This window comes from Streptococcus sp. 79, from assembly GCF_013277425.1.
Lineage (GTDB): Bacteria > Bacillota > Bacilli > Lactobacillales > Streptococcaceae > Streptococcus > Streptococcus pseudopneumoniae.
This window is the reverse complement of sequence record NZ_VMMW01000035.1, coordinates 1-10916: the sequence shown is the minus strand read 5'-3', so window position 1 is coordinate 10916 and position 10916 is coordinate 1. Positions and strand designations below refer to the sequence as shown.

General features: G+C 39.9%; 11 protein-coding genes, 1 other RNA gene and 3 pseudogenes. 13 read left to right on the top strand and 2 right to left on the bottom strand.

Annotated elements, in window-relative coordinates; genetic code table 11:
* On the bottom strand, positions 1-158 hold a 158-nt coding region (locus tag HT729_RS06590; RefSeq protein WP_240164422.1), incomplete at its 3' end, for a transposase.
* Between the two features lie 272 nt (positions 159-430).
* On the opposite strand from HT729_RS06590, the gene comW reads away from it, so the two are divergent.
* The 10 genes from comW (at position 431) to HT729_RS06540 (ending at position 7896) form a co-directional block, all read left to right on the top strand.
* The gene (comW, locus tag HT729_RS06585; RefSeq protein WP_000939541.1) at positions 431-667 is read left to right on the top strand and encodes a sigma(X)-activator ComW; all 237 of its coding nucleotides are present in this window, start codon (positions 431-433) and stop codon (positions 665-667) included.
* Positions 668-897: 230 nt separating this feature from the next.
* Complete coding sequence (locus tag HT729_RS06580) at positions 898-2184, top strand: adenylosuccinate synthase (protein WP_050208768.1); 1287 nt, start codon at positions 898-900, stop codon at positions 2182-2184.
* A gap of 199 nt (positions 2185-2383) precedes the next feature.
* Positions 2384-2851, top strand: a complete 468-nt coding sequence (tadA, locus tag HT729_RS06575; RefSeq protein WP_119941923.1) for a tRNA adenosine(34) deaminase TadA — start codon at positions 2384-2386, stop codon at positions 2849-2851.
* Between the two features lie 32 nt (positions 2852-2883).
* Positions 2884-2981, top strand: an RNA gene (gene ffs / locus HT729_RS06570) — signal recognition particle sRNA small type.
* A gap of 56 nt (positions 2982-3037) precedes the next feature.
* Positions 3038-3481, top strand: coding sequence for a dUTP diphosphatase (locus HT729_RS06565; RefSeq protein ID WP_050236578.1), 444 nt, complete (start codon positions 3038-3040; stop codon positions 3479-3481).
* A 1-nt stretch (position 3482) separates the two neighbouring features.
* The gene (locus HT729_RS06560) at positions 3483-3998 is read left to right on the top strand and encodes a histidine phosphatase family protein (RefSeq protein WP_172931818.1); all 516 of its coding nucleotides are present in this window, start codon (positions 3483-3485) and stop codon (positions 3996-3998) included.
* Between the two features lie 10 nt (positions 3999-4008).
* Positions 4009-5373, top strand: coding sequence for a DNA repair protein RadA (gene radA / locus HT729_RS06555; RefSeq protein ID WP_172926266.1), 1365 nt, complete (start codon positions 4009-4011; stop codon positions 5371-5373).
* Positions 5374-5445: 72 nt separating this feature from the next.
* Complete coding sequence (locus HT729_RS06550) at positions 5446-5943, top strand: carbonic anhydrase (protein ID WP_007285146.1); 498 nt, start codon at positions 5446-5448, stop codon at positions 5941-5943.
* A gap of 24 nt (positions 5944-5967) precedes the next feature.
* The gene (locus tag HT729_RS06545) at positions 5968-6783 is read left to right on the top strand and encodes a PrsW family glutamic-type intramembrane protease (RefSeq protein WP_172931817.1); all 816 of its coding nucleotides are present in this window, start codon (positions 5968-5970) and stop codon (positions 6781-6783) included.
* Positions 6784-6927: 144 nt separating this feature from the next.
* Positions 6928-7896 (top strand): ribose-phosphate diphosphokinase, encoded by a 969-nt coding sequence (locus HT729_RS06540; RefSeq protein WP_138702616.1) that lies wholly within the window; start codon positions 6928-6930, stop codon positions 7894-7896.
* Positions 7897-7952: 56 nt separating this feature from the next.
* Here HT729_RS06540 and HT729_RS06535 read toward each other — a convergent pair.
* Positions 7953-8799 (bottom strand): annotated as a pseudogene (locus HT729_RS06535) (IS630 family transposase).
* 112 nt (positions 8800-8911) lie between these two features.
* Between HT729_RS06535 and HT729_RS12040 the strand changes: the two are divergent.
* The 3 genes and pseudogenes from HT729_RS12040 to HT729_RS06515 form a co-directional block, all read left to right on the top strand.
* Positions 8912-9882 (top strand): annotated as a pseudogene (locus HT729_RS12040) (PD-(D/E)XK nuclease family transposase).
* Positions 9883-10177: 295 nt separating this feature from the next.
* Positions 10178-10580: pseudogene (locus HT729_RS06520) on the top strand (hypothetical protein); the annotation flags it as partial.
* Between the two features lie 39 nt (positions 10581-10619).
* On the top strand, positions 10620-10916 hold a 297-nt coding region (locus tag HT729_RS06515), incomplete at its 3' end, for a helix-turn-helix domain-containing protein (RefSeq protein WP_172931816.1).

Sequence of the window (10916 nt, the reverse complement as noted above, 5' to 3'; positions counted from 1 at the left end):
CGCTTTTTCCTCTCTAAGTGTCCTTGTTCACGTAAGTTCTTTTCCCACATGAAGAGAGTTCTGACGCCAACATCAAAAACCTTGGCTGCCTCGACATGGCTGTGCCCCTCTTTGATGTAATCTAATGCTCGCTGTTTAAAATCTGTACTATATGCCATAGCTTTATTATAACATGCTTGTTTGAAACTAAGCAACTATACTATGCGTTTTTCTTATTTTAAGATTTTTACCTCAACTCTCTTTTAGTATTTAACGCAGTTAATAAGGTCTATAATAGTCTAATTTAGGTAGTAAATTTGTTCCTATTCTGTCAACTTTTCCTATTTTTTATCTTATTGAGGTTGGTATTTGTACAATTCAGGAATTATTAATGATTAATTAAAATTTTTTGTTAGAATAAGTTCATAAAAAAGAAAAGGAGTATTTGATCATGTTACAAAAAATTTATGAGCAGATGGCGGATTTTTATAGAAATATTGAAGAAGAGTATGGTACTGTATTTGGTGATAATTTTGACTGGGAACATTTTCATTTTAAATTTTTAATTTATTATTTAGTGAGATATGGTATTGGGTGTCGTAGGGATTTTATCGTTTACCATTATCGTGTTGCTTATCGTTTGTATCTTGAAAAGATGATAATGAAACAAGGTTTTATTTCTTGTTGAGATAGTCTGAGTTAATTTCCGAACAAATTTACTTTTTTATGGAAAGATAATAATAAATAGCTGCTTATTTTTCTAAATCATTTTTTAATAGTTGGAAATAGCAAATCTTTCTATTGTTTCTTCTTGATAAAAAGGCGATTTTTTCTTATAATAAATTGTAAGATATAATTGCAGGTGAGAGTCCTGCCATGTATGTGAGAAAGGAAGAGCCTGAGGGCTCAGACAAGATTATGACTTCAGTTGTTGTTGTAGGTACCCAATGGGGTGATGAAGGTAAAGGGAAGATTACAGACTTCCTTTCAGCGAATGCAGAAGTGATTGCACGTTACCAAGGTGGTGATAATGCAGGTCACACGATTGTGATTGATGGTAAGAAGTTTAAATTGCACTTGATTCCATCTGGGATTTTCTTCCCTGAAAAAATCTCTGTTATTGGGAATGGTATGGTTGTAAATCCTAAATCTCTTGTAAAAGAGTTGAGCTATCTTCATGAGGAAGGTGTTACAACTGATAACTTGCGTATTTCTGATCGCGCGCATGTCATTTTGCCTTATCATATCGAGTTAGATCGTTTGCAAGAAGAAGCTAAGGGCGACAATAAGATTGGGACTACAATCAAGGGAATTGGTCCAGCTTATATGGACAAGGCTGCTCGTGTGGGAATTCGTATCGCCGATCTTTTGGATAAAGACATTTTCCGTGAGCGTTTAGAACGTAACCTTGCTGAAAAGAATCGTCTTTTTGAAAAATTGTATGATAGTAAAGCTATCGTCTTCGATGATATTTTTGAAGAATATTACGAATATGGTCAACAAATCAAGAAATATGTGACAGACACGTCCGTCATTTTGAATGATGCGCTTGATAATGGTAAACGTGTGCTTTTTGAAGGTGCACAAGGTGTTATGCTAGATATTGACCAAGGGACCTATCCATTTGTTACTTCTTCAAACCCTGTGGCTGGTGGTGTGACAATTGGTTCTGGTGTTGGTCCAAGTAAGATTGACAAGGTTGTAGGTGTATGTAAAGCCTATACGAGTCGTGTAGGAGACGGTCCTTTCCCAACTGAGTTGTTTGATGAAGTGGGAGAACGTATCCGTGAAGTAGGTCATGAATATGGTACAACAACTGGTCGTCCACGTCGTGTGGGTTGGTTTGACTCAGTTGTGATGCGCCATAGTCGTCGTGTTTCTGGTATTACTAATCTTTCATTGAACTCTATCGATGTTTTGAGTGGTTTAGATACTGTGAAAATCTGTGTGGCCTATGATCTTGATGGTCAACGTATTGACTACTATCCAGCTAGTCTTGAGCAATTGAAGCGTTGCAAACCTATCTATGAAGAGTTGCCAGGTTGGTCAGAAGATATTACTGGAGTTCGTAATTTGGAGGATCTTCCTGAGAATGCGCGTAACTATGTTCGTCGTGTGAGTGAATTGGTTGGCGTTCGTATTTCTACTTTCTCAGTGGGTCCTGGTCGTGAACAAACAAATATTTTAGAAAGTGTTTGGTCCTAAGAGATTTTTAAGATTTGTTTAAGATAGGTCGGGTATACTATAGACAGTTACAAGAAGACCTCCTAACTTGTTGTAACGAATATCCTAAACTTTTCTTTTTCATAATAATCTCCCTATAAAGTCACCGCATTTGGTGGCTTTTTTTGTCTTGGGATTCATGATATAATAATAAAATCGATAAGTAGTAAAAGGGAAATTGATGAATTATACAGTTGAAGAAAAAGAAGTCTTCATGAGAGAGGCCTTGAGAGAGGCTGAGATTGCTCTTGAACACGATGAAATTCCAATTGGTTGTGTGATTGTCAAGGACGGAGAAATCATTGGCCGTGGGCATAATGCGCGTGAGGAACTGCAGCGAGCGGTTATGCATGCGGAAATTATGGCCATAGAGAATGCGAACTTGAGTGAGGAGAGCTGGCGCTTGCTGGACTGCACGCTTTTTGTGACCATTGAGCCGTGTGTCATGTGTAGTGGGGCGATTGGACTCGCCCGTATTCCAAACGTGGTCTATGGGGCTAAAAACCAGAAATTTGGTGCTGCTGGGAGTTTGTACGATATCTTGACAGATGAGCGTCTCAATCATCGTGTGGAGGTTGAAATAGGAATTTTGGAAGATGAATGCGCAGCTATCATGCAGGATTTTTTTAGAAATAGACGGAAAAAATAATTTTGCTTTTAAAATGAATAGGAATGTGATATAATAAATAGTGGAGCAACAGTTCTGCGTGAAGCGGGTCAGGGGAGGAATCCAGCAGCCCTAAGCGATTTGAATTGTGTGCTCTTTTTTTCGTGCTTTTTCCGAATAAATAAGATAGAATAATCTAGAATAAATGATAATAGAAAAGAGAAAATTATGAAAATTCGTGGTTTTGAATTGGTTTCGAGTTTTACGGATGAAAATTTATTGCCCAAGCGTGAGACGGCGCATGCGGCTGGTTATGACTTAAAGGTTGCTGTGCGCACAGTTATCGCGCCAGGAGAGATTGTATTGGTTCCGACAGGGGTTAAGGCTTATATGCAGCCGACTGAGGTTCTCTACCTCTATGATCGTTCTTCAAATCCTCGTAAGAAGGGCTTGGTTTTAATTAACTCAGTTGGGGTCATTGATGGAGATTATTATGGAAATCCTGGAAATGAAGGGCATATTTTTGCTCAGATGAAGAATATTACAGACCAAGAGGTTGTTCTTGAAGTTGGGGAACGTGTGGTCCAGGCTGTCTTTGCTCCTTTCTTAATCGCAGATGGAGATGCGGCAGACGGCGTGCGGACTGGTGGATTTGGTTCGACAGGGCAATAAGATGAAGACTATCTTTGTACGTCACGGGGAGCCAGATTATCATGAGTTAGAAGAGCGTTCTTATACGGGATTTGGGATAGATTTGGCACCCTTGTCTGAGAAGGGACGGCAGCAAGCTCAGGAACTGAGCACCAATCCTTTACTCTTTTCAGCTGAAATAATCGTATCTTCTGCAGTCACAAGAGCTTTAGAAACGGCTTCGTATGTGGTTTGTGCTACGGGACTTCCTTTGAGAGTGGAGCCATTATTGCATGAATGGCAGGTCTATAAAACAGGAATAGAAAACTTTGAAACAACTAGAAGACTGTTTTTAGAAAACAAGGGGGAGTTGCTTCCTAATAGTCCTATTCAATATGAGACAGCTACGGAAATGAAGTCTCGTTTTTTAGAATGTATGTCTAAGTATCGAGAACATCAGACTGTGGTAGTTGTTGCTCATCGAATGCTCATGCGTCAGTTTGTGCCAAATGATAAGATTGATTTTTGCCAAGTGATTGAGTGTGAGTTAGAGATATAGAAAGAGGTTTATCATCGCAAAGAAAAAAGCGACATTTGTATGTCAAAATTGTGGGTATAATTCCCCTAAATATCTGGGGCGTTGCCCTAACTGTGGGTCTTGGTCTTCTTTTGTAGAAGAGGTTGAGGTTGCCGAGGTCAAGAATGCGCGTGTGTCCTTGACAGGTGAGAAAACCAAGCCCATGAAACTAGCTGAGGTGACTTCAATCAACGTCAATCGAACCAAGACGGAGATGGAGGAATTCAACCGTGTACTTGGAGGCGGAGTGGTACCGGGAAGTCTTGTCCTCATTGGTGGGGATCCTGGAATCGGGAAATCGACTCTTCTCCTACAAGTCTCAACCCAGTTGTCCCAAGTGGGGACAGTTCTCTACGTTAGTGGGGAGGAGTCTGCCCAGCAGATTAAGCTACGAGCAGAGCGCTTGGGAGATATTGATAGCGAGTTTTATCTCTATGCAGAGACCAATATGCAGAGTGTTCGAGCAGAGGTGGAGCGCATCCAGCCAGACTTCCTCATTATTGACTCCATTCAGACCATTATGTCTCCTGAGATTTCAGGGGTGCAGGGATCTGTTTCTCAAGTACGTGAGGTGACGGCTGAACTTATGCAACTGGCCAAAACTAATAACATTGCCATCTTTATCGTAGGGCATGTGACCAAGGAAGGAACCTTGGCTGGGCCGAGAATGTTGGAGCATATGGTGGATACGGTGCTTTACTTTGAAGGGGAGCGTCACCATACCTTCCGTATTTTAAGAGCGGTCAAAAACCGTTTTGGCTCCACTAATGAGATTGGGATTTTTGAGATGCAGTCAGGTGGCTTGGTTGAGGTCCTCAATCCGAGTCAAGTTTTCCTAGAAGAGCGTTTGGATGGAGCAACTGGCTCGTCAATCGTTGTGACCATGGAAGGGACGCGTCCGATTTTGGCGGAGGTTCAGGCTTTGGTAACACCGACCATGTTTGGAAATGCCAAGCGTACTACGACAGGACTTGATTTTAATCGTGCGAGTCTGATTATGGCTGTTTTAGAAAAGCGTGCAGGGCTTCTCTTGCAAAATCAGGATGCCTATCTCAAATCTGCTGGTGGTGTTAAATTGGATGAACCTGCGATTGACTTGGCTGTTGCAGTTGCTATTGCTTCGAGCTACAAAGACAAGCCAACTAATCCTCAGGAATGTTTTGTCGGAGAACTGGGCTTGACAGGAGAGATTCGGCGCGTGAATCGTATTGAGCAACGCATCAACGAAGCTGCTAAACTGGGCTTTACTAAGATTTATGTACCTCAGAATTCCTTGACAGGAATCACTCTGCCTAAGGAAATTCAGGTCATTGGCGTGACAACGATTCAGGAAGTTTTGAAAAAGGTCTTTGCATAATCCGTGACAAATTCTCTTAAAAATGATAAGATAGGAGAAATATTTGACTATCAAATTTTCAAGGAGGGAATCGTGTCGTATTTTGAACAGTTTATGCAAGCTAATCAGGCTTATGTTGCCTTACATGGGCAGTTAAATCTGCCACTTAAACCCAAAACAAGAGTAGCTATTGTGACCTGTATGGACTCTCGTCTGCACGTTGCACAAGCTCTGGGCTTGGCACTTGGGGATGCTCATATCTTGCGGAATGCAGGTGGTCGAGTGACTGAAGACATGATTCGTTCGCTAGTTATTTCCCAGCAACAAATGGGGACAAGAGAGATTGTGGTATTGCACCATACAGACTGTGGTGCTCAGACCTTTGAAAATGAACCTTTTCAGGAGTATTTAAAAGAGGAATTAGGTGTAGATGTGTCAGACCAGGACTTCTTGCCCTTCCAAGATATAGAAGAGAGTGTACGCGAGGATATGCAACTGCTTATCGAGTCTCCCCTAATACCAGACGATGTCACTATCTTTGGTGCCATTTACAATGTTGATACAGGAAGTATGACAGTCGTAGAATTATAAATACTTCATTTAGAAAGAAAGTGTATGAAGAAAAGCAGTATTTTATTTATTTTTATTTTATTGCTATGTATTGGTTTACAGTATGAAACCATCTACTATACGGACGGTTCGAGGTTAGGTGCGGAATATGGACTAATGGGAGTTTCTATCTTTCTAGCTCTCTTTTACATGATTCCGGCTCTTTATTTTCTCTTCCGTATTGGGAAAAAATGGGAATTCCCAAAGAACGCCTTGATTTTGTCTTTATTGGGTGGGATGTTCCTTTCAGGCTGGTTATCTAGCTTTGCGAATACCTATATCCATGATTTGCTGGGTATGCTTTTCCCAGATAGTCCATTTTTAAATGCCTTTGAAAGTGCTATTGTGGCTCCTTTGGTAGAAGAACCCTTGAAATTATTGACACTTGTTTTTGTTTTGGCTTTGATTCCTGTGCGAAAATTAAAATCTTTGTTTTTACTTGGAATTGCTTCCGGTTTGGGATTCCAAATGATTGAGGATATTGGTTATATTCGTACGGATTTGCCAGAGGGCTTTGACTTTACTATTTCGCGAATTTTAGAGCGTATCATCTCAGGAATTGCCTCTCACTGGACTTTTTCAGATCTAGCTGTAGTAGGTGTTTACTTGCTTTACAGAGCCTATAAAGGGCAGAAGGTTGGCAAGAAACAGGGTCTTATTTTTCTAGGTTTAGCCTTGGGAACTCACTTCTTGTTTAACTCTCCTTTTGTTGAATTGGAGACAGAGTTGCCTTTAGTGATTCCAGTGGTTACGGCTATTGCTCTCTATGGTTTTTATCATGCTTATTGCTTTGTTGAGAAACACAATGAGTTGATGACCTAGAATATTTTTCAAAAGAATGATGCAAGGGTACAAATATGGTGTCCTTCTTTTATTTTTGATTGAAAAATAGTGCAAAAAGCGCTACAATGGTAGATGGAAAATCTTGTGAAAAGCACAAGCGATACATATATACCGGAGGAAATCATGTCTTTTTCTGATTTAAAGCTGTTTGCCCTTTCTTCTAATAAAGAATTGGCAGAACGTGTGGCGCAGGATATTGGGATAGAGTTGGGGAAATCAAGTGTTCGCCAATTTTCAGATGGAGAGATTCAGGTCAACATTGAAGAATCAATCCGTGGGAAACACGTCTTTATCCTACAATCAACTAGTTCGCCTGTAAATGACAATCTGCTTGAAATTTTGATTATGGTAGATGCTTTGAAGCGTGCGAGTGCAGAATCTGTCAATGTTGTCATGCCTTACTATGGGTATGCACGTCAGGATAGAAAGGCGAGAGCGCGTGAGCCAATCACTTCAAAACTTGTCGCAAATATGCTTGAAGTAGCTGGAGTGGATCGTTTATTGACCATCGACTTGCATGCTGCGCAAATTCAAGGATTCTTTGATATTCCTGTGGATCATTTGATGGGTGCTCCTCTGATTGCAGATTATTTTGAGCGTCGTGGTATGGTTGGTTCTGACTATGTGGTTGTCAGCCCGGACCATGGAGGGGTGACTCGTGCTCGTAAGTTGGCAGAATTTTTGAAAACATCTATCGCTATTATTGATAAACGTCGTAGCGTTGATAAGATGAATACTAGTGAAGTTATGAACATCATCGGTAAGGTTGAAGGCAAGACTTGTATCTTGATTGATGATATGATTGATACCGCTGGAACGATTTGTCATGCGGCAGATGCTCTTGCGGAAGCTGGTGCTGTTGAAGTCTATGCAAGCTGTACGCACCCAGTTCTTTCTGGTCCTGCTACGGACAATATCCAAAAATCAGCTATTAAGAAATTGGTTGTTTTGGATACCATCTATCTTCCAGAAGAGCGTTTGATTGATAAGATTGAGCAGATTTCAATCGCTCATCTCCTAGGGGATGCTATCGTACGTATTCATGAAAAACGACCACTTTCTCCACTTTTCGGTATTGAGAAAAAAATTTAATGACCAAGCCTGAGATGGTTCTCAGGTTTTTTCGTCTTTTTTCCGAATAAATATAGTCAATTGAAACAAGAACAAGACAAAAGAGCCTCGTAAAAGGTATTGCAACTTGGTAATACCTTTTTGAGATGCTTTTTGAGATGAGCCCATGTCTTCTCAATAGGATTGTACTCAGGTGAGTAGGGAGGAAGGGGTAAAAGTTTATGCCCAAACTCTTCACACAAGAATTCTATTCTAGCTATTCTATTGGAATCTTGCATTATCCATAATAATAACTGAGGGTGTATTTAATGTCGGTAAGAGAAATTTCTGAAACCAAGCTTCAAAAAAGTCGCTCGTCATTGTTTCTTGGTAAGTTATTGGAGCGATTAACTCACCATTTGTTAGCCCTGCAACCAAAGAAATCCCCTGATATCTTCTTCCAGAGACTTTACCTCCTATTAACTGACCCTTTGATGAGCAACCATATTCTCGATAAAAGTAAGTATCGAATCCTGTTTCATCAATATAAACAGGTGCTAAGTGCTTTAAACTATTAAAATTCTTAAGAAATAAGGATACTTTTCTGGGTCTTGTTCATAGTAGGTGTGGTTCTTTTTTTCGAGTGTACCCCATAAATTTGAGCGCATAGTGGATAGTAGTTGGATGACAGCCAAATTCAGAAGCTATTTCAGTCAAATAAGCGTCTGGATTGTCAGTAAGATAGTTTTTAAGTCTATCTTTATCAACTTTTCTTGGTTTTGTTCCTTTTACTTGATGGTTTAGCTCTTCTGTTCCCTCTTTTAGCCTTAACCAGCCATAAATGGTATTACGTGAGATTTGGAAAACCTGTGATGCTTTTGTTATACTACCTGTTCGCTCACAATAGCCGAGAACTTTTTTACGAAAATCTATTGAATATGCCATAAGAAGATTATACAACATTGTGTACTGTTTTTGGTTCATTTTACTATAGATAGAAGCAGTGAATCTAGCAAACCTAGATTTAAAAATGTGCTATAATGAAAGGAGAGAAAGAATGATTCTAAGACATCCGGGCATTAGCTCAACCAATGATTTGGACGCTAAGAAAATTTTCAGCAATCCAGAAATCACTTGTCAATTTATTCGCGATATGCTGGATTTACCAGCAAAAAATGTGACCATTTTGGAAGGAAGTAACATTCACGTCTTGCCTTCTCTGCCCTATTAAGCACAAGATTTCTATACCAGTATTGATGTCTTGGTGGAGTTGGATAATGGAACCCAAGTAATCATTGAAATTCAAGTTCATCATCAGAATTTTTTCATCAATCTCCTGTGGGCTTACTTGTGCAGTCAGGTCAATCAAAATCTAGAAAAAATTCGCCAATAAGAAGGAAACGCTCACCAAAGTTATAAACACATCGCATCAGTATACGCAATAGCTATTGTGGATAGTAATTACTTTCAGGATGATTAAGCTTTTCATAGCTTTAGTATGCGAGAGGGAACGACAGGTGAAGTCTTAACCATCACAAACAATGGACAGGAAAACCATCTAGTCAAGATGGTATTCTTGGAATTAAAAAATACAGAGAAACCAGCAAGGATAGCGTTCGCAAGCCATGGTTGGAGTTTTTCGGGAATAAACCCTTTACCCAGCGCCCCGAGCGAGCCATCAGCCAAGCAGACCAACTGCTAGATTACAAGAGCTGGTCCGAGGAGGACAGGAAAATGTTTAGTCAACTACGTATGCGTGAAGAACAAGCCTTACTCGCTCATGACTATGCATTGGAACAAGCGGAGGAAAAAGACTTAGAGCGTGGTCGTGCAGAGGGGATTGAACAGGGACTGGAGCGTGGTCTTGAACGTGGACGAGCTGAAGGGATTGAACAAGGGCGAGAAGAAGGCTTGGAACGTGGGAAACTTTTTGCCTTTCTGGATATGGTTCGCCAAGGACTTCTGACTTCCGAGGTTGCCAGCCATCAGCTGGGTATGAGCGTCGCTGAGTTTGAGTCCTTGCTATGAGGTCACATTTTTTTAATATAGTAGAAAGTTAATGAAATGGCGAGTTATTTCTAAAATACTTGTCATTTTTGCTTGACATTTGGAAGGGGGATAGGATAATACCATAGAAGTGAGTTCTGTCCAACTATCGATATGGATTAGATATGTGAAGTTTGACTCAAAGTTTAAGAAATTTGTGAGATTTTCACTTGGGAGATACGGTATTTGAAGGGTATTTCATCTCACAAAGGTGTTTTTTCAACCTTTTTTGAAAAAAATGAAAGCTCTTCTAGGCATAAGAAAACACCTCTGTGTTATACTTGTTGTTCAACCACAAACACAAGAAAGGCACAGAGATGCAAGACAATTATACTACAAAAGCCAAACAAAAGAAGGAAAATCAAATAGAGAAATTGCCTCTTTGCTTGGAAAAGCTCCTCAAACTAACTATCCACACTGAAATCAAGCGTGAGACAGTCTGACAATGTCTTGGAAAAGGGCGCTTCAAAGAGGTTTATTCTACCGACTATGCTCAACAGTCTTATGAAAACAATCGCAGGCGCTCGGTCAAGAAATCAAGCTTAACCAAAGAACTAAAGGAAAAGATTCTCCACTATCATAATCAAAAGTTTTCTCCTGAAATGATGGTTATGGCTAAAGGGGTTAACGTGGGAATTTCAACCATTTACTATTGTATTCATAATGGAAAATTGGGATTAATACTAGACTAAAATCAAAAAGCATTATATAATAGTAATATGAAATCAACTAAAGAAGAAATCCAAGCTATCAAAACACTTTTAAAAGACTCTAGTACAGCTAAATATCATAAACGCCTTCAAATCGTTCTATTTCGTCTGATGGGTAAATCTTATAAAGAGATTATAGAGCTTTTAGACTGTAATCAAACAACGATTTGGCCAACTGTAAAAAAATATGAGGAGTTCGGACTCGACTCTCTCCTTCAAGAAACACGTGGTGGTCGTAACCATGCATATATGACAATTGAGGAAGAGAAAGCCTTTCTTGCCCGTCATTTGATGGCTGCAGAGGCA

Coding starts and splice junctions, on each gene's coding strand:
- comW (WP_000939541.1), top strand. CDS start 431: ATGTTACAAAAAATTTATGAGCAGATGGCGGATTTTTATAGAAATATT.
- HT729_RS06580 (WP_050208768.1), top strand. CDS start 898: ATGACTTCAGTTGTTGTTGTAGGTACCCAATGGGGTGATGAAGGTAAA.
- tadA (WP_119941923.1), top strand. CDS start 2,384: ATGAATTATACAGTTGAAGAAAAAGAAGTCTTCATGAGAGAGGCCTTG.
- HT729_RS06565 (WP_050236578.1), top strand. CDS start 3,038: ATGAAAATTCGTGGTTTTGAATTGGTTTCGAGTTTTACGGATGAAAAT.
- HT729_RS06560 (WP_172931818.1), top strand. CDS start 3,483: ATGAAGACTATCTTTGTACGTCACGGGGAGCCAGATTATCATGAGTTA.
- HT729_RS06545 (WP_172931817.1), top strand. CDS start 5,968: ATGAAGAAAAGCAGTATTTTATTTATTTTTATTTTATTGCTATGTATT.
- HT729_RS06540 (WP_138702616.1), top strand. CDS start 6,928: ATGTCTTTTTCTGATTTAAAGCTGTTTGCCCTTTCTTCTAATAAAGAA.